Source organism: Geobacillus sp. Sah69 (assembly GCF_001414205.1).
Lineage (GTDB): Bacteria > Bacillota > Bacilli > Bacillales > Anoxybacillaceae > Geobacillus > Geobacillus stearothermophilus.
Window position 1 is genome coordinate 1 of record NZ_LLKS01000021.1, and the last position, 23,196, is coordinate 23,196.

Annotated in this window: 20 protein-coding genes and 1 pseudogene; 3 read left to right on the forward strand and 18 right to left on the reverse strand. The window is 40.3% G+C overall.

Annotated features, from left to right (window positions below; genetic code table 11):
• Positions 1-6: 6 nt before the first annotated feature.
• Positions 7-351 (forward strand): annotated as a pseudogene (locus tag AP057_RS03685) (transposase); the annotation flags it as partial.
• 165 nt (positions 352-516) lie between these two features.
• On the opposite strand, the gene AP057_RS03690 reads toward AP057_RS03685, so the two are convergent.
• The 17 genes from AP057_RS03690 to AP057_RS03770 form a co-directional block, all read right to left on the reverse strand.
• Positions 517-1,923 (reverse strand): undecaprenyl-phosphate glucose phosphotransferase, encoded by a 1,407-nt coding sequence (locus tag AP057_RS03690; RefSeq protein ID WP_033012891.1) that lies wholly within the window; start codon positions 1,921-1,923, stop codon positions 517-519.
• 1 nt (position 1,924) lies between these two features.
• Complete coding sequence (locus AP057_RS03695; RefSeq protein ID WP_055358112.1) at positions 1,925-2,794, reverse strand: glycosyltransferase family 2 protein; 870 nt, start codon at positions 2,792-2,794, stop codon at positions 1,925-1,927.
• Between the two features lie 82 nt (positions 2,795-2,876).
• Positions 2,877-3,725 (reverse strand): dTDP-4-dehydrorhamnose reductase, encoded by an 849-nt coding sequence (gene rfbD, locus AP057_RS03700; RefSeq protein ID WP_020279812.1) that lies wholly within the window; start codon positions 3,723-3,725, stop codon positions 2,877-2,879.
• Positions 3,725-4,744, reverse strand: coding sequence for a dTDP-glucose 4,6-dehydratase (rfbB, locus tag AP057_RS03705; RefSeq protein WP_020279811.1), 1,020 nt, complete (start codon positions 4,742-4,744; stop codon positions 3,725-3,727). Before rfbB ends, rfbD begins: the two co-directional genes overlap by 1 nt.
• A gap of 15 nt (positions 4,745-4,759) precedes the next feature.
• On the reverse strand, positions 4,760-5,311 hold the full coding sequence (rfbC, locus tag AP057_RS03710; RefSeq protein WP_033012889.1) for a dTDP-4-dehydrorhamnose 3,5-epimerase: 552 nt from the start codon (positions 5,309-5,311) through the stop codon (positions 4,760-4,762).
• Complete coding sequence (gene rmlA / locus AP057_RS03715) at positions 5,298-6,197, reverse strand: glucose-1-phosphate thymidyltransferase RmlA (RefSeq protein ID WP_020279810.1); 900 nt, start codon at positions 6,195-6,197, stop codon at positions 5,298-5,300. Before rmlA ends, rfbC begins: the two co-directional genes overlap by 14 nt.
• Positions 6,198-6,262: 65 nt before the next feature.
• Positions 6,263-8,593 carry a glycosyltransferase gene (locus AP057_RS03720; protein ID WP_055358113.1) on the reverse strand — a complete coding sequence of 777 codons (2,331 nt, stop codon included), beginning with the start codon at positions 8,591-8,593 and terminating at the stop codon, positions 6,263-6,265.
• A gap of 183 nt (positions 8,594-8,776) precedes the next feature.
• Complete coding sequence (locus tag AP057_RS03725; protein WP_050582816.1) at positions 8,777-10,009, reverse strand: bifunctional 2-polyprenyl-6-hydroxyphenol methylase/3-demethylubiquinol 3-O-methyltransferase UbiG; 1,233 nt, start codon at positions 10,007-10,009, stop codon at positions 8,777-8,779.
• Positions 9,999-11,219: an ABC transporter ATP-binding protein gene (locus tag AP057_RS03730; protein ID WP_020278812.1), complete on the reverse strand. Its 1,221-nt coding sequence runs from the start codon at positions 11,217-11,219 to the stop codon at positions 9,999-10,001. The genes AP057_RS03725 and AP057_RS03730 overlap by 11 nt, the downstream gene beginning before the upstream one ends.
• Positions 11,209-12,015, reverse strand: coding sequence for an ABC transporter permease (locus AP057_RS03735; RefSeq protein WP_055358114.1), 807 nt, complete (start codon positions 12,013-12,015; stop codon positions 11,209-11,211). The genes AP057_RS03730 and AP057_RS03735 overlap by 11 nt, the downstream gene beginning before the upstream one ends.
• A gap of 22 nt (positions 12,016-12,037) precedes the next feature.
• The gene (locus tag AP057_RS03740) at positions 12,038-13,006 is read right to left on the reverse strand and encodes a glycosyltransferase family 2 protein (RefSeq protein ID WP_235468456.1); all 969 of its coding nucleotides are present in this window, start codon (positions 13,004-13,006) and stop codon (positions 12,038-12,040) included.
• Between the two features lie 12 nt (positions 13,007-13,018).
• Complete coding sequence (locus tag AP057_RS03745) at positions 13,019-14,599, reverse strand: O-antigen ligase (RefSeq protein WP_055358116.1); 1,581 nt, start codon at positions 14,597-14,599, stop codon at positions 13,019-13,021.
• Positions 14,600-14,613: 14 nt separating this feature from the next.
• Positions 14,614-15,099 carry a M48 family metallopeptidase gene (locus AP057_RS03750; RefSeq protein ID WP_055358117.1) on the reverse strand — a complete coding sequence of 162 codons (486 nt, stop codon included), beginning with the start codon at positions 15,097-15,099 and terminating at the stop codon, positions 14,614-14,616.
• A 245-nt stretch (positions 15,100-15,344) separates the two neighbouring features.
• Positions 15,345-18,056, reverse strand: a complete 2,712-nt coding sequence (locus AP057_RS03755; RefSeq protein ID WP_055358118.1) for a hypothetical protein — start codon at positions 18,054-18,056, stop codon at positions 15,345-15,347.
• Between the two features lie 372 nt (positions 18,057-18,428).
• Positions 18,429-19,208 carry a hypothetical protein gene (locus AP057_RS03760; protein WP_049625131.1) on the reverse strand — a complete coding sequence of 260 codons (780 nt, stop codon included), beginning with the start codon at positions 19,206-19,208 and terminating at the stop codon, positions 18,429-18,431.
• A gap of 45 nt (positions 19,209-19,253) precedes the next feature.
• Positions 19,254-20,606 (reverse strand): peptidoglycan-binding protein, encoded by a 1,353-nt coding sequence (locus tag AP057_RS03765; RefSeq protein ID WP_049625132.1) that lies wholly within the window; start codon positions 20,604-20,606, stop codon positions 19,254-19,256.
• Between the two features lie 154 nt (positions 20,607-20,760).
• Positions 20,761-21,270: a hypothetical protein gene (locus AP057_RS03770; RefSeq protein WP_055358122.1), complete on the reverse strand. Its 510-nt coding sequence runs from the start codon at positions 21,268-21,270 to the stop codon at positions 20,761-20,763.
• 209 nt (positions 21,271-21,479) lie between these two features.
• Between AP057_RS03770 and AP057_RS03775 the strand changes: the two genes are divergently transcribed.
• Positions 21,480-21,890 (forward strand): helix-turn-helix domain-containing protein, encoded by a 411-nt coding sequence (locus tag AP057_RS03775; RefSeq protein WP_049624694.1) that lies wholly within the window; start codon positions 21,480-21,482, stop codon positions 21,888-21,890.
• A 181-nt stretch (positions 21,891-22,071) separates the two neighbouring features.
• Here the strand turns inward: AP057_RS03775 and ssb are convergent, their stop codons facing one another.
• Positions 22,072-22,431, reverse strand: a complete 360-nt coding sequence (gene ssb, locus AP057_RS03780) for a single-stranded DNA-binding protein (RefSeq protein ID WP_200899745.1) — start codon at positions 22,429-22,431, stop codon at positions 22,072-22,074.
• Positions 22,432-22,702: 271 nt separating this feature from the next.
• Between ssb and AP057_RS03785 the strand changes: the two genes are divergently transcribed.
• Entirely contained in the window at positions 22,703-23,140 is a 438-nt protein-coding gene (locus tag AP057_RS03785; RefSeq protein ID WP_033013755.1) for a YwpF-like family protein, read from the forward strand.
• Positions 23,141-23,196: the final 56 nt, after the last annotated feature.

Here is a 23,196-nt window from a genome sequence, read left to right on the forward strand (position 1 = left end):
GTGTAAGATCGCATCCTAGAAAGAGCACAACACCGATTAGAAACGATGACGCCTCTTCCGAAAAAAGCACTCGCTTTTGTTCGACGCCTTCAAAAACGAAAGGAAGAAGCGCTGCGTTTCTTACGTGAAGTACATGTTCCCTTTGATAACAACCAAGCCGAACGCGATCTTCGCATGGTCAAAGTCAAAGAGAACATTTCGGGTACGTTTCGCGAAGAAACATTCGCGCAGTCGTTTTGCATCGCAAGAAGCATCGTTTCCACACTGACGAAACACGAAAAAAACGTGTGGGATTCGTTATGTCTTCTGTTGGCAGGCGAAACGATCGATCGAGTTCTTTCCGCTACCTAGGGCATTTTCTATGACCGAAATGCCCTATTTGTGCTGGGCTTTTTTATACACTAGCACTGGGGTGAATAGTTACATCAAAATGTTATCTACCATACACTCTTTTATAAAATGGTGACACTACAAAAATTCCCACTTACCCAATCAAATATCAAATGACAGAAGAACCTAATATGCATTTTTATTTACCAAACCATTGGTAATTGTAAGCAAAATGATTTTTATGTCTAGCCACAAGCTCCAGTTCTCTATGTAAAAAAGATCATGTTCAATCCTTTCTTGAATCGAGGTATCCCCCCGTAATCCACACACTTGAGCCCATCCGGTGATTCCTGGGCGGACATGATGTTTAATCATATATTTTGGAATTTCTTTCTTAAACTTTTCGACAAAAAAAGGACGTTCAGGCCGCGGACCAACGATACTCATATCGCCTTTCAGTACATTAAAGAACTGAGGTAACTCGTCTAAACTCGTTTTCCGCAAAAACGCTCCGAATTTCGTCCGACGTGGATCACTTTCAACTGTCCATTGTGTATCTGAGACAGACTGAGGCATTGGCTTCATAGAGCGAAACTTATACATATAAAATGTCCTTCTATTCAATCCGACCCTTTCTTGTTTAAAAATAATCGGACCAGGAGAAGTCAATTTAATCCCTATCGCAATTAGCAACATAATTGGAGACGTGACAATAATAGCAACCAATGAAAACACTATATCAAACGAACGCTTCAATACGCGATTCCTTAATTCATCCAACGGCACATCCCTTACATTGATGATTGGTAAATCTCCGAAAATCTCGAAATGAGGAGCTGCTGGCAATATATCATAAAAATCAGGAATAATCGAAACCCGAACGCCCATTTTTTCACATACTGCTATAATTTCTCGATACTTAGGATATGCTTGTAGAGGAAGTGCAACAATTACTTCGTCAATTAACTGATGGCTCAATACATGCTCAAGATCAGCAGTTTGTCCAATAATCGGTTTATAATGAGCAAACTCCGGCGCATGTTTCGTTCGAAAGTCATCTAAAAATCCAACAACCTCCAACCCGAATTCCGGATGCATTTGAAGATTTTCAAAATACTTTCTGCCAATCGATCCTGCACCAATAATTAAAACAAACTGTTTGTTATACCCTTTTTTTCTTAATGTGCGAAGGCTTTGTTTTACAATGTAACGGTATATAGAAACTAAAATCAAATTCCACGCGAAATATAGCAATAGAAACGACCGCGACACATCAACAGTTTTAAAAGTAAAGAGCACGCTTAATAAAACAAACATGCTCAACGTATGTACTTGCAATACCTTCGCTAACTCATTAGAAAACTTCTCTTTCCGTTTGGGGGCGTACAATTCTACTAAATATCCTATTACAATAGCAATAGCGCCATAAACGAAGCTCCAAAACAAATAATCTTCCAATGGCAAATGACCGCCAACACCGTTGTGAAACACTTTAAATTTCAACACCCAAGCTAAGAAAAAAGCTCCTTGCATCATCGCAAAATCGACAAATGCATAAAGCTTCGTTAAAAACCGCTCTCTTCCTCTAATCACCTTAACCACCTATTTTTCGAAAAGTGTTGATTATTGCAGAAAGTATGAACTTGGCTGCTATGCCCGTATAAACCAAACAATTTACGATAAATGGATATTTTCTAGCATAATGCTTCCTATGGAATAAACACATCGCCCGATGAAATTCATAAACAATTTTAAAAGGTTTCTTTTGGCTACTTGCTCCTTTGTAATGGATAATGCTTGTAAACGGGCAATAATAAATCTCCCAACCCGCCTGTTTGATTCGATAGCACCAATCGATATCTTCACCGTACATAAAAAACTGTTCATCTAATAATCCAACTTGCTCAATCACCTCTCTGCGCACGATCATAAATGCCCCTACCAAACAATCGATTGGATGCGGTTCGTTCAAATTCATATAGCCGAGATGATACTGATTAAATCGCGGACTTTTAGGAAAAAGCCTCGCCAATCCCACTAAATAGTAGAAGGAAGCCTGTGGAGTTGGAAATCCCCGATGACAAGCCCAATCCAATTCTCCATTTGGCAAAATGACCTTGCAACCACTTGCTCCAACCTTTTTATTTTTATCCATAAATTCTATCATTTTCTCAATGGTATCTTCTCTTACAATTGTATCAGAATTTAACAACAAAATATAGCGTCCTTTCGACAATTTTATTGCTTGATTATTTGCCTTTGAAAATCCTACATTTTGTTTATTTTCAATCACCACCACATTCTGGAACTCTCCCTTGATGATATGGACGGAATCATCCGAAGAATGATTATCGACAACAATAATTTCATAACTATATTTTGTTTTAGATTTTAAGATAGATTCAATCGCCTCAATAGTTAGTTTGGGTGTATTGTAATTGACGATAATAATGCTAATATCCATTGTTTCACCTGCTTGTAAAAAAATAATCCGGCCTAACTAACCGGATTATAGTAAATAATTGATCTATTGTAAATATATCACTTCAAACCCTAAAATCACTTCTCAAAAATTCTTTCAACGCTTCACGCCAATGTCTTAGCATTGAAAACCCATTCACCTTCATCGCAAAATTATCTAATACAGAGTATTTAGGGCGTGCTGCCGGTCTAGGAATTTGTTCCGTCGTGATTGGATTGACCTTCACACTGATATTACTTTCTTCAAAAATGGCTTTCGCAAACTCATACCAAGAGCAAGAACCACTATTCGTACAATGATATATGCCGAACTTCTCCGTTTGTACTAATTCAATAATAAAACGTGCTAAGTCAACAGTATACGTAGGCGCGCCTATTTGATCATTTACAACACCTATTTCTTCTTTTTCTTTCGCTAGCCGAAGCATTGTTTTGACAAAGTTCTGTCCAAACTCACCGTATACCCATGCCGTTCTCACAATAAAATACCGAGAACATAACGATTTTGTTAGTTCCTCACCAACAAGCTTCGATTTTCCGTACACTCCCAACGGATTTGTTTGATCATATTCCCTATAAGGAACCGTTGAATTCCCGTCAAATACATAATCGGTACTAATGTAACATATTTTCGCTCCAACTTTTTCAGCTGCCGCCGCCAAGCTTCTTTGTCCAAACGCATTCACTAAATAAGCTGTTTCTTCTTCCACTTCCGCCTGATCGACTTTTGTATAGGCAGCAGCGTTTATGATGATATCAGGCTCAATCTTTGTAATAACATCATTTACTATGCTCTCATTCGTAATATCCAAATCCCTTTTTGTAAACGAATATAGTTCAAAGTTCATTTGTTGTAGTTGCCGTACAAGCTCTTGACCTAACTGCCCGTTTGCCCCAGTAACAATAATCTTCATTATAATCTCCCTAACTTTTGTCCATATTGTCTTTGATAATATTCTTTATATTCACCCGATAAAATGTTTTCCCACCAAGAACGATTTTCTAAATACCAGTCAATCGTTTTCTTTAATCCTTCTTCGAACGTATATTTCGGCTTCCATCCTAACTCTTTACGGATTTTTGTCGCATCAATGGCGTAACGCCGATCGTGACCAAGGCGATCCTCAACAAACGTAATGAGTGATTCCGGTTTATTTAAGTATCGCAAAATCGCTTTTACTACTTGGATATTTGTTCGCTCATTATTGCCGCCAATATTGTATACTTCTCCATTTCTCCCTTTATGTAACACTAAATCAATCGCAGAACAATGATCTTCTACATGAAGCCAGTCACGAACATTTAAACCATCTCCATAAACTGGGAGCGGTTGATCATTAAGGGCATTAATAATCATTAATGGAATTAACTTTTCTGGAAAATGATACGGACCATAATTGTTAGAGCATCTTGTAATATTTACTGGCAATCCGTATGTTTCATGATACGCCCGTACTAAAAGATCCGCACCAGCTTTACTTGCACTGTATGGACTGTTTGGAGCTAACGGTGTTGTTTCCGTAAAATAACCTGTTTCTCCTAATGTCCCATATACTTCATCAGTAGAAATCTGTATATATTTTTTCACACCATACTTTTTCGCTGCATCCAACAACACTTGTGTACCTTGAACATTTGTCTTTACAAATATTCCTGGATCAGCAATACTACGGTCTACATGCGACTCAGCCGCAAAATTCACAACCGCATCTATACCTTCTGTAAATAACGATTCAATCAATTCTCGATCGGTAATATCGCCTTTTTCAAAGCGATAATTCGGCTCATTTTCCACCTCTTTTACATTTTCCAAATTCCCGGCATATGTAAGTGCATCTAGATTAATAATCTGATAGCTTGGATATTTTCGAACCATGTAACGGACAAAATTACTGCCAATAAAACCTGCTCCTCCTGTAATTAATACTTTCATCTGTATTTCCTTCCCTTAATAAATAAAATTATTTTCTGCTTCTACCAACCTAGGGTGCTTACTGTCTTTTTCAGACAGAATCGGTGAATTTGTTGGCCAATCAATATTTAAATCCGGATCATTCCAGCAAATTCCACGATCATGCTCTGGTGAATAATAATTATCTACTTTATATAGCACCTCTGTATTCGGTACAATCGTACAAAATCCATGCGCAAATCCCTTTGGAACTAACAATTGTCGCTTATTCCATTCGCTTAAAATAAATCCTTGCCACTCGCCATAGGTTGGGGACCCTTTACGAATATCAACAATCACATCATAAATGGCTCCTCGAATCACCCGAACTAACTTCGTTTGAGCAAAGGGCTCAAGTTGATAATGAAGACCTCTTAACGTTCCAACTTCTACAGATAAAGAATGATTATCTTGAACAAACTCGTAATTGAATCCTAATTCTTTGAAAACTTTATCATTGTAACTTTCCATAAAGAACCCGCGATGGTCACCAAACACTTTCGGCTCTAAAAGAAATACATCTTTAAATTTCGTTTCAATAATTTTCAACCAATTCACCTTCTTTACTAACCCGATTGGCAATATCGAGCAAATATTGTCCGTAACCATTTTTCTTTAAAGGATCCGCTAGCTTTAACAACTGTTCTCTCGAAATATAACCTTTACGATACGCAATCTCTTCTAGACAAGCTACTTTTAAGCTTTGCCTTTTCTCAATTGTTTCAATAAAAAGTGAAGCCTCTAATAGCGATTCATGCGTCCCTGTATCTAACCAAGCAAAACCACGCCCAAGCAACTCAACATGAAGTTCGCCCATTTCTAAATAAGTTTTGTTTACATCGGTTATTTCAAGTTCCCCGCGAGCAGAAGGTTTAAGCGACTTAGCGATGTCAATGACACGATTATCATAAAAATATAAACCTGTTACAGCATATGTAGACTTAGGCTTTTTCGGTTTCTCTTCAATAGAAACCACTTTACCATTCTCATCAAATTCGACCACACCGAAACGTTCAGGATCTTTTACATTGTACCCAAAAATGGTGGCTCCGCTTTTTCTGGATGCAGCTCGCTCCAACATCGCCGTAAATCCATGACCGTAAAAAATATTGTCTCCAAGAATAAGAGCTACATTATCATTACCAATGAACTCTTCTCCAATAATAAAAGCTTGTGCCAAGCCATCTGGTGATGGTTGAACAGCATAAGATAAAGAGATTCCCAAATCACTCCCATCACCAAGAAGCTGTTCAAAGCGCGGAGTATCCTCTGGAGTAGAGATGATAAGAATATCGCGAATACCTGCGAGCATCAAAACAGATAATGGATAATAAATCATTGGTTTATCGTATATTGGTAATAGCTGCTTAGATATTGCCTTGGTCAAAGGGTATAGGCGTGTGCCGCTACCACCTGCTAAAATGATTCCTTTCATGTCTTATTTTCTCCTCTATCTAACACCAATTTTCAAATTACAATTAAAGAATATAATATTTAAGTCTAAGATCTTCTCATTTTTAAAACCAAATAAATCACTCTTTTAGTTACTTCAATGAACTGTGGATAATTTTTTCTAAGATAATCAAGTATTTTCCAACCTATAGTATTTTTTATACTATTTAGTTCCATCTGAAGTTCATGAATTTTATTATTGTATTGGAGAACAGACATACCTTCAAGGATCGGCTTGAAATATTTAGCAGCTAAATATACTTCTTCATTAGTAAACTTCTTATGATTACTTTGAAGAGTAGTTTTTTCTTTTTCACTTATGAATTTGTTATATAATTGAATATAATCTTCCATCATTTCTTTTTTAGTTCTATATTTAAATTTTCGAATATTATCCTTTACTTTTTCCCAATCTTCTACAGTACTATTCATAATTTCATCCAATTTCTTCATTATTGACTTAGAGTCCATACCTTCAGCAACCCATCCACCTCCATTTTTTTCCACCCTCTCTTTCAACGCACCAATAGGGGTGACTAAAACTGGTATATTGCTTCTCCATGCTTCAGAGAGCGTATAAGAATATGTTTCCGGACATTGCGAGAAGAAACATATCAAATCTAAACCTATACTTTCCAAAATTTCCTGGATACTTTCTCTTTTATACCTTCCATGTTTAATCACATTAACCTGATTTAACAAAGTAAGTTTCGGGTCTCCTAATTCTCCAATAAGGTGCCATTCTACATTTTGCTTAGGATAAGAAGTAATTACTTCATATATAACATTACTTCCTTTAACAGGGGACAGTCCCCCTAAAAAACCGATTTTATAAGATGAACTTTTTTGTTCAATTCTGTTTTTTCTTTGATGCTTTGAGTAATTATCTTTTATTTCTTCAATCCCATGTTCTATGGTTGTAATTTTATTTTTAATTTTTTGGCCGAACTCTCTTACAAACAACTCCTCTGTTGATTTAGATGGGCATATAAATAGGTCAACTTGTTCAATCAATTTTTCAACATGTTGTTTCCATTTATTAATAAACGGTGTATAAAAACCATAAGCTTTTCTTAGACAATTTCTACATTTATATTCGCTTCTTGAATCAATACAATATTCATAATTTTCATCTAGTAAATTTGTTTTTGGACAAAACAAATAATAATCATGTAGAGTAAAAATGACTTTTATTCCTAGCTTCTTAGCCACAAATGGAACGTCAAAAGTATGCTGTTTTAAATGATGGATATGAATTAGATCTATATTAAATGATGTCATAATTTGCTCAAGAACTTCAGCATAATATTTATTTCGAAAATGAGTTAGGTTAATAGGTTCTTTTAATTTAAAATGATAAGTTGTTTTTAACTCTCCCAAATAAAAATGTTTTAAAATTAACTCTTTCATATTACCGGATAAAACATAGGCATTGTAATTTTGTATATTTTGAATAATATCCTTTACATGGAATTCTGTTCCACCGATAGAGTGGTTATAAGCCTCATCAAAAAAGTTATGCATGATAAAAAGAATATTTCCATCCGTTTCGTTTCTGTATTCTTCCATTCTGTATTGAATGTTCTCATGAATCTTTTTTAAAGGATTTTCTCTTATAAAATTCGCAATCATTTTATCATAGTAAGGATATTTTTCATTTAATTTTTTTCCATTCTCTTTCATTAGTTTTAGCTTTTCGCCTTGAAAAGACATTGATCCTTTATGATAAATAAATACATTATCTGCTAAAATATTTCTATAACCATGTTCAATAACTCTGCAACAAAAATCATTTTCCTCACCATAACCTTTACCAAAGGTTTCTTCGTCAAATAAACCAATTTCGTCTAAAACTTTTCTCTTAATAAACATGCAAAAACCTACAGCAGTAGGGATCTCTGGAAACAAATTTAACGAAGTTTTTTCAATAAATTGGGCAAACGAATCTACTGAAAAGCCATGTGGCATTTCGTTATCTTCATTAAAATTAGGTACTGAGCAAATAGTTCCATTGTTTGTCAACGGTGTGACTGTTGCTATATTTTCATCCATATAAGCTGCATTGATAATCTTCTTTAACCAGCCATCGGTTACTACTGTATCACTATTTAGTAAAACTACATCATTTTTGGATATTCTCATTCCTACATTTACAGTACCAACAAACCCCAAATTTTTCTCATTCTCTATCACTAATATTTTTTCATGCTCTACAAGAGTATTGAGATAATTTTTAACCTCCGGATCTGGACTACAATCATTTATAATAATAATTCTATAGTTCACTTCATCTGTATATTTTAGAATAGAGTCAACACATTCTTTTAATTCGTTTACCGCATTATAAACCGGGATAATTATATCGCAATTGGGTATCATTTAATTATTCACCTCATAAATCCTTTACGCATAAAAATATTTCTCACATATTACACCAATACAAAACCTATACAAACCCATTTATGATATATATTTAAAAAATATATTGCACTCTTCTGCCAACTAAACTTTAAATTGTTTCTCTTAAATGTAACTTTCTTACTGAGATTCATGTATTTCTATTTAATTATTACCAACCATTTTTTGTAAAAAACAGTTGTGTTGATAAAGTTTTTCCCAACATGATATTAAATATTTCTTATAGTCTTCATCTATTTTTATTTCTATGCTAATTATTATGTCTTGATTATAGTCCGAATACTTCTCCAACCCATTCACCTGCAATTGTGGATCTCTACCAATCGAAAGGAATTCCAAACCATTCTCATTTTCTTGAACATAGTTAACTAACAAATCATGAATAGGCACTAACAATTTCGAAATCTCTTCTTTTGTCTTATAGGTGTGTAAAACATCACCATTCTTTAACATTATTTTTATTTTATAAATCTTTATAAAGGCCTCACAATTAACAGGATCAATTCTTACTCTATTTTTTAACACATCCGAAGGAATATCTATATCGATTTTAGTTTCCCTATTTAATTGTAGCGTGTATCTTTTGGATGCTCCCTCCGAAAAATATTTACAATCTTCTTCCTGCCAAAATATTTGAAGATATTTACTTGTATCGTATCTATCAAAAATCAAATCAAATTTTTTATTTAGTTGCTCATTTCCTAAAGAACTCTTTTTTCTAGCACTTACTATATATTGATATACATGCCCGTCTTGTCTATCTTTCAGAAAAGTTGAAACAGGCTCAGGAAATTTTCTATAATCCTGCTTAAATTCAGTTTGCTCTGGACTAAGAACAGTTGTTTGTATATTAGTAGGGAAAAGACCTACACTATCTAGTAACCCCAATACACTTTGACGAGTAAAAAAACGCAAATGCGTATCATCTAGGAGACCTTCATGCTTATATTCAAATTTTCCTTCCATCAACTCCATAATAATCGCATTATGAGAAATATTAGGAATAGAGATGATAACATCTCCTTCTTCCTTTAATAAGTTTAATGATTTTAATAGTACCTGATGTGGATTTTTTAAATGTTCAAGGACATCCGCAAAAATGATATAATCAAACTTTATTGAATGATAACGGTCAACCCATTCATAATCTTCTATGTCCCCTACAATAACCTCTTCTGCAAATTTCTTTGCTTTCTCTGCAAAATGCGGATCGATTTCTACACCATATACTTTGCAGTTTAATGCTTTTTTCATATATTCTGTCATATACCCTGATGCTGGACCAAATTCTAATACAATAGAATTAGGTTTAATATTTTTTAGTATCAAGGTTTGAGAGTTCTCTACATTCATATCGATTTTTATGTTATACTTCAATTTGACTCACTTCCTCTACGTACCAATTATGTTCTAAGCAAATTACTCCCTCAGCAATATAGTCAGAAGACTTTATCGTAAATTCATTTATTTTACTCTTGTAATCTAATCTAACTATGCCTGAACTTTCAAAAAAACCAACGTCTACATAAAACTTATTAGGCAGTAACGTATTGTTAGTATAAATTAATGATAATTTATATGTTCCAGGTGTTGTAGGTAATGGGATATTGTCTAATTTTGTATTTAATCCACATATGTAGGTATTTTGTTTATCAATGATTGCTACTCCCCCCACTAATCCATCTATTGGTGAATGTAAGCTGTATTCTACTACAATCTTTATTGGATCCCCATAATTAAAATTTCTTTTTAAACGCCCATGGATATCTTCAAAATACACTCTATGAACTGTTACTTTTTTCTTCTCACTTTCTAAAGTCGTTTCATCAATAGAGTTATTATTTTCTGAATATTCTTTCATATAATTTTCGTACAAAGTTGTTACTTCTATTACATCGCCAATTTTCTCAACTTCACCCTCCATAAGCCAAATGACTTTATCACAGAAATTACGAATTTGATATGTATCATGGCTAACAAATAAAATAGTTTTGCCATTCTTTATATATTGTTTCATCTTTTCGATACACTTTAATTGGAATTGCATATCACCCACTGCAAGAGCTTCGTCAACTATTAATATATCTGCATCTACATTAATAGCCACAGCAAATGCTAACCTTACATACATCCCACTTGAATATGTTTTAACTGGTTGGTCAATAAAATCACCAATATCCGCAAACTCTGCAATTTCGTTAAAACGTCGATCCATCTCTTCTTTAGAAATACCAAGTATCGCTCCGTTCATATAAACATTTTCTCGTCCTGTAAACTCTGGATTAAATCCGCTACCTAACTCGAGCAAAGCCGCCACTCGTCCGTTTACTTCAACAGAACCTGAAGTAGGTGTCAATGTTCCGGCTAGTATTTGAAGTAAAGTACTTTTTCCCGATCCATTTTTTCCAATTATCCCTACCGTCTCACCTTTTCGAATTTGAAACGAAATGTTGTTGAGAGCTACAAATTCACGATAATACTTTCTCCTTCCTCTAAATAAACTTTGTTTGAGTCGATCAATCGGTTTATCATATATTTGATAGATCTTACTCAAATTTTCTACCTTTATAGCTATATCAGAGGACATCCGCAAAACCTCCTCTTGTTTTCTTAAACCATATAAATCCCAGCATCGCAATGATTAATCCTAATAATGTACCGATTATTAACCAATTCCAGTGCGGTAGTTGTCCCCATACCATAACACGCCGCATGTCTTCAACAACATAACTAATCGGATTGAGGTAGTATAAGAATTGCAGCTCTTTTGGTATAGCCGAAATAGGATAGAAAATCGGGCTTAAAAACATTAAAGCTGATATAACTACACTCATTACTTGCCCAATATCTCGAATATACACTCCTAAAGATGCTAAAAACCATCCTAATCCTAATGTGAATAGACATATAGGTAACAGAACTAAAGGAAGCAGGATTACAGTCCAATATATTTTTCCTATAAAAATTAAAATAGCGATAATTAAAATCACTATATTAATTCCTAAATGGAATAAAGAAGAGCCAAGGATAACTATAGGCAATATTTCCAAAGGAAACACTACTTTTTTCACATAATTAACATTGCTCGTAATTAACATTGGCGCTCTAGATAAAACTTCTGAAAAAATATTAAATACAATAAGTCCTGAAAATAAGAGTAATGCGAATTCCACTTTACTATCCCCTGCACTTGTTCCCCAACGAGCTTTGAATACTACACTAAAGACAAATGTATAAATCATTAACATCATTAGTGGTGTGATAAAAGACCAAACAATGCCTAGATATGAACCTTGATAACGACTCCTCACTTCTCTTTTGATAAATTGCATAATCAAACTTCTATGTAAAAATAAGCTTCTGATCTCACCTAATAGTCGCATTTCTAACTCCTCATTCGTGAGACTAATATTTTAACTTTTTAAAAATCCATGTTGAACATGTAAAGGGTACTGTGAAAATCATTAATTCAAACAAAAATAAAATAATATCAAATTTAATGAGGGGAACTATTTTAAAAAAGTTACCTAAACAAGGCTGCTGACTAAATTTTTTTCTATCTTCCGTTAAATGAATTTGAAAATAAACAAGTTGCTTTTGTTGTGGTGTTAATGGTAACCTTTCTAGTATTAAGTGATATTTATCCATCTGTTTTTCTATTCGATGTCGAATATAATCATTTATATTTGTAATATTCACCAAACGTTGATTCCCTATCTGATTCCCTAAATGAATCCGATACCAAACAAGAGGTTCTTTAATATATCCTAAAGAACCTTTAACAGCTGCGTGAATTGCTAACCAATGATCATGTACGAATTCATCGTAATCAGGAAAAGGTATCGCACTCTTCGCAACATCAGCCCTAATCATCATTGCACATCCTGTGACGCTATTTCTATTAATTAGGTGGGCAAAAGTATTGTCACCATGGACATGTTTTAGTCTAAAATTGCTTCTCTTAAAACTCTTATGAATGATACGATCATTTTCATCTATTAAGCTCAAATCAGAATATACGAGTGTGCAATGATATTTTGTGATGTGATTCACTAAGCGCTCCACCTTTTCAGAAAGCCATATATCATCTTGATCGCAGTAACAAATATAATCGCCATTAGCTTCTTGTGTTAGTCGCTCAAAGGTCTTATTGCTTCCAACATTCTTTTCATTTCTTATTACCTTGCATGGAAACCTAGAGATAATATTTTCCACCATTTTCTTTACTTTTTCATACTCTGCATCATTAGCACTATCATCACAGATGATGATTTCAATATTTTCGTACGTTTGATTATTCAAGCTTTGCAACTGTTTCTCGAAAAAATCTGTGCGCGGAAAATACGTAGCAACCACAATCGAAACCAATGGCATCTCCATTTAAAATCAACTCACTTTTTCCTGCTTATTTTGTATAAGGAAAGAGACTAACAATCCAAGCAATATCCAGAATATTACGGCTGTACCGATGATAGAGTCGTTAAATAGCGCCTGAATGAGATACGCACCACAAGCGATAGCGACGCTTGCAAAAATAGCTTGTTTATCATCAACTAATTTCGTACTGATAAAACGTTTTATTGTCAATAGCCCAATGTTGACAATGAAAGCAACAAACGCAAGCAGGGCAATCACACCAGCTCCGTAAGCAATACCGATGTACATGTTATGCGGCTTATCGACTATAACAGTATATGTCTCGATATTGGCTTGCTTTTCAGGATCATCCTGTGGGAAAAAGTAAGGAAGTGTATCAAGACCGTATCCAAATAATGGACGATACTGAATAAGTTCCCACGTTTTTTTCCATATGTATAAACGTCCCGATCCAGGACCAACTCCTGATTCAGGAAGTTGTGGAAGTTGATACTCCTTATTTTCTTGATTCGATCCTGTTTCCGCATATACATGACTTGCATCAAAAGCTTGCTGCAATTCATCGACTACAGCACGAGCTTCTGCAAACGGATTGCTTTTTATAAAAAACCCAAACGTTTCATCCCATACTTTCGGATTATGATTTACCATTACAACATAAACACATGCTGCTCCGACTAAAAAAGTGGCAAAAGTAACTGCAAATTTACGCTTATATATCGATTTAAAGACAAATAAAAAGACAATCGGAAGAATAAGAGTCAATGTAAGAAATCCACTAACCGAAAGCGAACTTAACAACATGGCAAAACATAGTAAAGACATCACAAAATTTACGATACTTCTGATCTTATTTTTATCTAATAATGCCCAAGTGAAGAAAAGGGTCGTAAGAACAGCCGAAATCCCACTTACATAGTTTCCGTGGTTAATGGTTGCAATTAACCGCGAACCTTCCGTCAACTTTGCGCCTTGGGGAAGATTTGAGTAAAGCAATTTTTTCACCCAGTTTAACTCGAGTACGTTATAACCATAAAAATTAACAATACCTAACAAAGTGTTAATCATGACAAACGGGTATAGGCAATATAACGCCCATTTTAGCCTCTTCTCTGTATAATGAATATTCGCAGCGATAAAAAACAACATTAAATAGCAAAGGTAAGTAATTGTTCCCTCGTTTCTATCATACATCCCATAAAGGGCAAGCGTCTTATAAGGCGCAAAAACAGCCGACAAAGTAATAAAGATCGCTAACAAAGCCAACGATATGTTTATTTTTGTTTTTGGTATAGAGTACCTCAGTACAGCAACCTTATATATAAATAATAGACTTAAACATGCAGTGGAAATTAGCAATAAAATGTGTTTGTAATAAGTAAATACATCTGCTTTCTTTCCCGTATCCAAAATATCCGCTTCCGTAATGGACGGGCTGATAAAGTCGCCAATATGCACTCTAACGATCAATGGAATGGCCAGTACAATGAATGCCAGCCCCCAAAACAATATCGCATCGACCCGTTCCATATCCAGTTGGTCCTCATGTTCATCACGTTCAATATTTAAATACTTATACCAATCAGACATGTTCGCTTCTCACCTTATGATGATTTTTGATGCTGGATTTGAGACAACAGTTCATCGATTCTAGCATGATACGTTTCTGATCCAGGCAGTTGTTTGCTTTGCTCCAAGTATGCTTTAGCTTTCGCATACTCACCGTTGTAATACAGAATCTCGCCAAATTGCAACGTGAAAATCGGATCCTGTTGCAAGAACGGCCTTTTTCTAATCGCTTTTTCGTAATAAAAAGCAGCCTTCTGAAAATCATTTTTCATCGCATACGCCAAACCAAGTGTGCGCATGATGTTGTAACGATCCGGGTATTTGCCCAGCAACGACCGCAATAACGGCAAAGCCTGCTCTGCCCGTCCCTGTTGCATCAACTGAATCGCCTGTTGATACTCAGTATAGTCTTTTAGAAACTGCTCGTCCTGTTGTTGGCCTTTCCAGTGAGCATAGCTGATTCCCGATAAAATCAAAACTAGCAAACTAAGAAACACGTATCGGTCCCATTTTCCATGCATGAGTAAATTCTCCTCATTCTGCAAAAATCGACAACCTCCTATTTGTAAATTCTAGTACATTTTGCACTATAAAGCAATATCAACAAATCGATATTTTGGATACATGTGCGGCACAAGAAAGCATCTTGCTTGTGTGTAAGGTGCATGTTGTGGTGATAAACGAAAAAATATCACAAAAGACCCTCCCATGAAAGTGAGTTCACCACTTTCATGGGAGGGTTGCTACATTGCTATACACTCCATCCTTATTTTGCCACGTTTACAACAGCATCAGAAACTGGGTTGCCAACTACATTATTCGAACTAATACCACCCGTTTGATCTACATCTACAATGCCTGTCGCCGACAAGGTGATTGGCTTAGACAGATCTGTTACTGGGTTTTGCAGTTTGAGATAAATAGTTTTATATCCTTTTGATGAACTAACCGGATTTTGAGCGCCACTATCTTCATAGACCCTTAATACAGTAGCTGATTGTCCATCAACTTTTACGGTAAAGTTGTTAACAGAAAGCGAATTGCTGATCATCGCATTTGCCACCGGTTCGCTGAAGTCGACACGGATGACGTCTGCGCTGGTTAAGGTCGCTGTGAACGTCGGAGCCACGTTTTCTTTCATGTATTCATTTACGGTCACGGTATCCATAACGAGCCCAGACGTATTCTTAATGTTGCTGATCGTAATGACGTGCGTGCCTGTCCACGTATTTGCCCCGGGTGCGAGCGTCACGCGGATATGTTTCGTATCTCCATCAAAGACTGCTTTCGTGACGGTCAAACCGTTGATGTTGAAGTTGGACAGGTTCAATGCAGAAGCGTCCAAGTTTTGTGTGAACTCAAATACTAATTCGTTGTTGTTGTCCGCTTTCACACCATTACCATCGTAGGCTGTATCAAGAGCTGGCTTCGTCGTTAAGCTGTCAGAGCCGCGAACGAATGTAATCTGTTTACGCTCTGCATATGCATTGTCAGCCAAGTCGCTTACTAAACCGTTCGGCAATGTCACGGTGTATGTGCCTTTTGGCAAGGAAGAAATGTTCAAAGCAACCGATTTCGATTTTCCGTCTGTCGGCAGATATAATTTGAAATTGTCGCTAGTTGTTTTCAAATCTGCGCCGACAGCCTTAAGTACATTGTTTTCGTCAATATACTTATCGCTCGATTGAACAACTGTAATGTTGCTGCCAGTCGTGACCTCTTCGTCAAATGTCAACACAAGGTGCTCAACACCGTCAATTTTCACGACTTGGCTACTGACGAATTTCGGTGCTGTAGTATCAGCTTTCAATTGAACGACTTTCGTGTACGCATCCCCGCTATTGCCCGCCAAGTCCTTATAATCGCTTACTTCAACTGCGTACACACCTTTCGACAGAGCGCTGCTCAATGTTGCTGTATAGACTAAGCCTGTTGAGTCAACCGAAACAGATGCAGTTTGGCCGCCAATTTTGATGGTCGGGTTGCTCAACAGTTTTTCGCTAAACGTCACTTTGACGGTTTTCGTGTTGACCGCTTCGATGCTTTGAACGGTCGGCTTCGTTGTATCCACCGTTGTCTTCTTGACAGTCAGTTCAGCCGGGTTCGGATTGATGACATTTCCGTTGTAGTCAACGGCGCCAAAGATTTTCAGCGTCAAGTCTTTATTCACCGGCACAGACGAGGAAGCGAGATTGATTGTCATTTCATCGTCGCCAGCCGTGAATTTCGGAGAAACCGAGATTTCGGTTGTTCCGTCGTACAGTTTAACTGTTCCTACGCTGGCAAGCGGTTCAGAGAATTTCACTTTCAGCGTCAAGCCGTTATCCGCGTAAGAAGACGACAGAACGCTCGGTCTTACCGAATCAGTCGTGTCAATCGTCGTCGTGTAGGCAGGCACATCTTTGCCGTCCAATGTCTTGACGTTTTTAATGTCGACAACATAGCGTTTCGTGAAAAATTGAGCGCCATCAGCCACTAATTTTAACGTTTTCTTATCATCGCTCAACGATGCCTTCACGGTGGAAACCGTTCCTTGGCCATCAATCGCCGTGAGCGTGATGGCGGTTGTTTTCACGACGTCATCGGACGTGTCGCTTGTGCCTTTGTTGTCGATTACTGTTGCGGCATCAACCGCTTTGTTAAACTTGATTTCCAATGTTTTTGCGTTAACAGCTGTTACGCTTTCCACTTTTGGAGGCAACGCCGCTTCATACGCCGCCTTGGCGTCTTGTGCTGCTTTTTGCAGTTCGGCTTTGAACGCATCGGTTACTTTCGATACGTATTGGTTGACTTTGTCAAGCGCGGCTTTCGCTTTGTCCAAGTTGCCGGCTTTGACAGCGTCTTGCGCTTCACGCGCTTTCATGGCAACGGTGATGTCGTAGATCAAGCTGTCGCGCAGTTTTTGCGCTTCGTCTTTGAATTGCGAGCGAAGCAGTTCGCGCGTCGTTTGGCCATATACGCGGTCGAGGATGACCGTGCGCGTTTTGAGCTCGTACGAAATTTTGTGGTAGAGCTCTTCTGCTTTTTTCAGATCTTTCGCATCGACGGCTGCTCTGAGTTCTTGACGCATCGCGTCTAATTTTGTCGCATAGTTGTAAGCGTCGATGTACGTAGCCACGCGCGCTTCGCCCGATTTCGGGTTGGCTTTGAATACATACGTTTCGTATGTAGCTTGCAAGTCAGCCAAATACGCGTCTTTTTTCGCGCCGCCGGCTTTGTTCACGACAGCAACCGCGTTTGCATACGCTTGTTTTGCTTTGTTGTAGGCGGCATATACATCTTTAATGTCCGGGAATTGGCCCGTTTCCGTTACCGTATGGCTGTACGTATAGTATGCTTCTTTCATTTGCGCTTTCGCTTGGCTGACGACCGTCGCAACGTCCGTGGCTGCTTGGGAAGCATGCGGGTTGGCGGCGACGAAAGCGCTCGCTGCTACAGCGCTGGCTGTGGCGAGTTTGACTGCTTTCTTTTTGTCCATAAAGCCTAAAATCCCCCTTCGTTTTTATGAAACTTTAAGACAATGATCCTAAACGGCTGCCGTTTAGTAGATTCATTGCCTAAAAGGTGCTAACATGAACCAAGATCATCATGTGTGTCCAGATGATAGACTTATTAGCAAGGCTATCATTCAGTGCTAGCACTTTCACATCATTCCTTAATGTTCTACGTCTTCTATAATAATACATTTTCTTTCTAAATTCTAGCCCTAAATACAAATTTTTTAGAGAATATGCCATTGAAATTATTTCCATCGATGGCGACATTGATATGAATATGCCTGTAACAGAAATTTAGAACAATATTTTGGCAGTTTGATGGTTTTGGTTGGCAAACATTTTGTGCAAAAACATCAATCGTTTTTCTTCACCGTGACGTCCATCGGTTGGCCAAGCGTCATTTTGACGACGTCATTGCGGTCATTCAAGTACAAATCGAGAAAGCGGAACTGTCCTGCGAATTGTTCCGGACTGTTCGTGATGGAAAATTGCAGCTGCATGGCGTAATCACCGCTGTTGGCGAGCTGTTCGGCGATTTTTTTGATCTCTTCCTTCGGCACGTTGTACGCTTTTAAGTAAGAGATCGAGTCGGCGATCGCTTCGGCGTTGTCGTTGAAGAAAATGGAGAGCGTCACCGTTGCGCCGTCGATGCGGCCTTCAAGCGGCAATGACATATTTTGGCCGTATAAGTACCAGCCGAACAGACGATTTCCTTTTTGCCGCTCAATGACGAACGGAACGGATTCATTTCCTGCCTGAAGAATGTATTGCCCTTTCAATGAGCGGGCGACAAGGGCGAGAAGTTCGTCTTTTGTGAACGGCACGTATTGGATGGCAGCCCCTTGTTTGGCATACAGTCCGCCGCCGAGGCTGTAATAGACGGCGCCGCCTGCCCGTTTTTGGCTGTAGACGCGATACTCGCGCCCTTGTTTCGCCGTCATGGCGGTCTGCCATGCCGCTCCGTTCAGGCGGTATAGAGGCGTGTCGCGCAAAATGACGACTTTGCCGATCATGCCTTGTTTCCATTGGACTTGCCCCCATTGGACGGCGGCGTCAACTGTTTGTCCATTTCCTCCGAGGGCGATGGCGGCGGCGAGGCAGATGGCGGCTGCCATTTGGGATGCATGTTTCATCTTCGTTTTCCTCCTCATTTTGGTCATCGTTGTCGTTCCAGCATGCTAAAAGAACCGCTTCGCCCCCAAGTACCGCTGTTTCCAATACGGTTGGTCGAGGCGGCTCGTCGTCACGCCGGTCGAAGCGCCGCTATGGATGAACTGGCCGTTGCCGATATAGATGCCGGCGTGCGATGGGCCGTTGGTGGTCGTGGCGAAAAAGACGATGTCGCCGACTTCCGGGGCGGAAACCGATGCGCCTGCATTCCACATCAAGGCGACGGTGCGCGGGATGGGGACGCCTTGTTGCTGGAACAGGTAGAAAATGAAGCCGCTGCAGTCAAATCCCTCTTCCGGTGTCTCGCCGCCCCAAACGTACGGGACGCCGAGCAGTTCGGCCGCATCGGCGACGAGTTCGATGACGTCCAGCTTCGCCGCAGGGGCTTGTCCGATCAGGCGCTCGTATGTTTCGCCGTCAACAATGCCGGTTGCGGGGAGTTGGGCCGCTTGTTGGAAACGACGGACGGCATCGGCGGTGGCGGTTCCGTAGTAGCCGGTGATGTCCGTCCAGAAGTAGCCGAGCTCTTTGAGCTTCGTCTGAATGCGCTTGACGTCGTCGCCGAGCGCGCCGATTGAGAGGCGAACCGCCAGGCGCTCGCGCTCGATCGGTGCAGGGGAGGTCGTTTTCGCTTTTACTGCGCTCGCGAGGCGGGCAACGGTTTGGTTGTCGACCGCGCCGGTCACTGGCAGGCCGTTGTCGCGTTGAAAGCGGCGGATGGCGTCGGCGGTCAGCACCCCATAGTAGCCGGTGATGTCCGAATAGGTAAAGTAGCCGAGTTGTTTAAGCTGCTGCTGCAGCTTGCGGACGTCGTCGCCGCGCGAACCGATCGTCAGCGCGTCAGATAACGTGGCCGGCTGACTTGTTGCTTTTTGCTTCAGCCGCTCAAGCGTCGCCCGGTCCGCCCGCCCGGTGGCGGGAAGCCCGTTCGCCCGTTGAAACTGCTTCACGGCATCGGCCGTCACCGCGCCATAGTAGCCGGTGATTTGCGGATAGCGAAAATAGCCGAGCTGTTTCAGCCGGCGTTGCAAATCACTGACGGCCGCACCGCGGGAACCGATGGCGAGCGTGTCGTTTGACGCAGGCTTTTTCAGCTTCGCGTAGGTGGCGTCATCGACGATGCCGGTCGCCGGCAAGTTCATCGCCCGTTGGAACGCCTTGACCGCTTTTTCGGTGATGGCGCCAAAGTAGCCGGTCGCTTGCGGATACGTGAAAAAGCCTTTTTCTTTCAAGCGCTGCTGGAGCTGTTTGATTTCAGGGGAACTCATGCCTTTTTTCCATTCCGCCGCCTGGCTGTCATCCGGGGCAAGAAAAAAGGACGAAACCATGGCAGCGGCAAAGAAGGCGTGATTCGGTTTCACGGATGCGTCCTCTCCCTTCGCCGCCCCTTCCGTTTGTTGTCGTCTTGTCCTGAGTGGATGTTCAAGATGAGGCGCGGCAATGTTCTATATTTTCAGTATATCGTATGAAAGCCATGAAAGGAAATGCTTTTTTCCATTGGGAGAAGAAAGAAGATCATGAACCGGAATGGGGTGTTCCCCGTTTCGGACGCGACAGATTGGCGAACAAGTGCGATACATGCCGGTCATCGACAAGGTAAATCGACTGCAGCACTTCATAAATGAGCTGTTTTTCCATCTCCAGCCATTCATCTGCGCGGATCGGGATGTATTTTTGCCTCGGTTCATTCCATTCATAAAGGGCGACGGTAAACTTTTTTTGGCGAAGATCAAGCTTGACGATAAACATGTAAAGATGGCTCGTGCATTTAAATACAAAATAGAGCTGAGCTTCCTTTGAGCAGGTGATCGTGCGGAACAGCGCCTCGCCTTCCGATGCAAAACGCATCCGTCCACCTTCGTTTTTCAGCGAGCGCAGCGAATCAGTGAAACTGGCCGGGGCGATCGTTTTCAGCCGCACGGAAAACGGATTTTTCATTTCCTTAATATAGATATGGTACATTTTTTGGGCGTGCTTCTCCCCGTTTCGTTCACAAATGACAAAATCGGCAAGATAGATGTTCACCTTGACCCCCTCTTTTTGGTTCATAGTTTCCTATTTTTAACTAATTGTACTATGTCCTTCCTGGGCAAAAAAAGAGGCCGAACGACGAAATCACGGACAAATCCGTTCTGATTTAGAAACAAAGAGAGAAATGGGCGAAAAAGGAACAATCATTGGCTCCACGCTTTTCTATCTTTAAATAGTAATGATGAAAAGCGTGGTGACGAACGATGACAAACTTGGGGGAGACGCTCAAACAACTGCGAAAACAACGGCGCTGGACACAGGAACAGCTGGCCGAGCAGCTGAACGTGTCGCGTTCGCAAATCAGCAAATGGGAAAACGGCAGCCTGCTTCCTGACATTCAATCGCTCGAAAAGCTATGCCATTTGTTTAACGTCAGCGCTGATTTTTTACTCGGCAGCGAACTCGGACAGCGGGAAGTGCTGCGGGAAGTGAAGCGGCTGTATGGGGAAACGGAAATGGGTGAAAAGACGCTCGCTGTCGTCGATTATGTGCTGCGAAACCGCGAGATCAGCGACGCGGTGTACACGTTGGCGAAATTGCCGGAGAAAAAACGAAAACATGTCGAAACGATGCTGATCACGATCATTAAAGAGTGCGCCGAAGCCCTCGGCTGACTCCCGCCCTTCGACAAAAAAAGCGCTAACATCGGCTGCTAGCGCCATCGTTGGGGAGTCTTGCGAGGACACGTTCTTTCTCTTGGGGATTCGTTAAGAAAGGAATGAATGGGGAAACAAATCATCAAAACGGGAGAAAGGGAACGGATTCAGTGGCCCTTTACGGAAGTCGCGAATCCGTTTAGACGTGCTCCGGCCATTCCCGTGTTTTGCCGGAGTGGAGAAATTGGACGGAATCCGCGACGACCTCGGTCACATAGACGCGTTGGCCGTCCTTTTTATCGTAGCGGCGCGTTTGGATTCTCCCCGTCACCGCCACCATCGATCCTTTTCGGCAATAATTGGCGGTATGTTCCGCTGTTTTCCGCCATAAGACGCATGGAACGAAATCGGCATCAATCCCTCCTTCCGCGTTGCGGAAATTTCTCGCCACCGCCAAGGTGACGGTCGTCACGGCTGCTCCTTCGGCTGTGTAACGGAGCTCCGGGTCTTTCGTCAACCGCCCGACAAGCACCACTTGATTGACCATACGCCGGCGCATCCCTCCTTTCCATCCACCGCATCCTTATGATAAACGATCGCGTTTTTTGCCGTAAAACTGCGATTTTTGCATTTTTCTGCGCAATCTATAAGTACAATCCCCGGCAAATGCGGACAATGCGCCAGCAATAGCGCAGCAAAATGGCGTTTTTGTCATTTCGCAGCAAAATATGTGGATGGCTTTGGCGGAGACAGGCGCATCATCCTGTTTTTCTTCCCTTCGTTGGCTATGGTATAATCATGAATAGACAATCGTGATGAGGTGGGCGACCATGAAAACGTTCAAGCTTGTCGGGCTCTCGGTGATTGACGAGGGGATGCACCGCCGGGACATTCCGTTTATTGACGGCCTGATCATCAATAAGGAAGACGGGCAAAACCGCTGGCTCGTCGAGGCGTATTTGGATGATGAATACGAACCGGTATTTGCCGGATTGAAGGAGCGGACTGAGTTTCAGCTGCAAGTGACGATCACCAACCCGGGCAACGATCCGGCGAACATGCTTGTTGCCGTCCGTTCGATCACGAAAATGAACGGCCATATTAGCGTGCTGATGGAAGGGTTGATGATCCCACGGCGGACTCATTTGGCTGAAATGGTATTGGCCGGCCTTGTTGAGAAAGGATTGCAAGGCGAGGCGCTGCTCAAAGAATTCCGCCAGCAAATGGATGAGCGGCAAGGCGTGAGAGCGAGGGACGGACGGACATAATAAAAGGCTAGAGAGCGCGACTCTCTAGCCTTTTTGTATATCCATCGAGATCGGAC

Excerpts from the sequence above, each read along its gene's own strand:
- AP057_RS03735 (WP_055358114.1), bottom strand. The coding sequence starts at position 12,015 with ATGCGACTATTAGGTGAGATCAGAAGCTTATTTTTACATAGAAGTTTG.
- rmlA (WP_020279810.1), bottom strand. The coding sequence starts at position 6,197 with ATGAAAGGAATCATTTTAGCAGGTGGTAGCGGCACACGCCTATACCCT.
- rfbB (WP_020279811.1), bottom strand. The coding sequence starts at position 4,744 with ATGAAAGTATTAATTACAGGAGGAGCAGGTTTTATTGGCAGTAATTTT.
- AP057_RS03745 (WP_055358116.1), bottom strand. The coding sequence starts at position 14,599 with ATGTCTGATTGGTATAAGTATTTAAATATTGAACGTGATGAACATGAG.
- AP057_RS03755 (WP_055358118.1), bottom strand. The coding sequence starts at position 18,056 with ATGGACAAAAAGAAAGCAGTCAAACTCGCCACAGCCAGCGCTGTAGCA.
- rfbD (WP_020279812.1), bottom strand. The coding sequence starts at position 3,725 with ATGAAGATTATTGTTACTGGGGCAAACGGGCAGTTAGGTCAAGAGCTT.
- AP057_RS03760 (WP_049625131.1), bottom strand. The coding sequence starts at position 19,208 with ATGAAACATGCATCCCAAATGGCAGCCGCCATCTGCCTCGCCGCCGCC.
- AP057_RS03730 (WP_020278812.1), bottom strand. The coding sequence starts at position 11,219 with ATGTCCTCTGATATAGCTATAAAGGTAGAAAATTTGAGTAAGATCTAT.
- AP057_RS03750 (WP_055358117.1), bottom strand. The coding sequence starts at position 15,099 with ATGCATGGAAAATGGGACCGATACGTGTTTCTTAGTTTGCTAGTTTTG.
- AP057_RS03695 (WP_055358112.1), bottom strand. The coding sequence starts at position 2,794 with ATGGATATTAGCATTATTATCGTCAATTACAATACACCCAAACTAACT.
- AP057_RS03775 (WP_049624694.1), top strand. The coding sequence starts at position 21,480 with ATGACAAACTTGGGGGAGACGCTCAAACAACTGCGAAAACAACGGCGC.
- AP057_RS03720 (WP_055358113.1), bottom strand. The coding sequence starts at position 8,593 with ATGATACCCAATTGCGATATAATTATCCCGGTTTATAATGCGGTAAAC.
- ssb (WP_200899745.1), bottom strand. The coding sequence starts at position 22,431 with ATGCGCCGGCGTATGGTCAATCAAGTGGTGCTTGTCGGGCGGTTGACG.
- AP057_RS03785 (WP_033013755.1), top strand. The coding sequence starts at position 22,703 with ATGAAAACGTTCAAGCTTGTCGGGCTCTCGGTGATTGACGAGGGGATG.
- AP057_RS03740 (WP_235468456.1), bottom strand. The coding sequence starts at position 13,006 with ATGCCATTGGTTTCGATTGTGGTTGCTACGTATTTTCCGCGCACAGAT.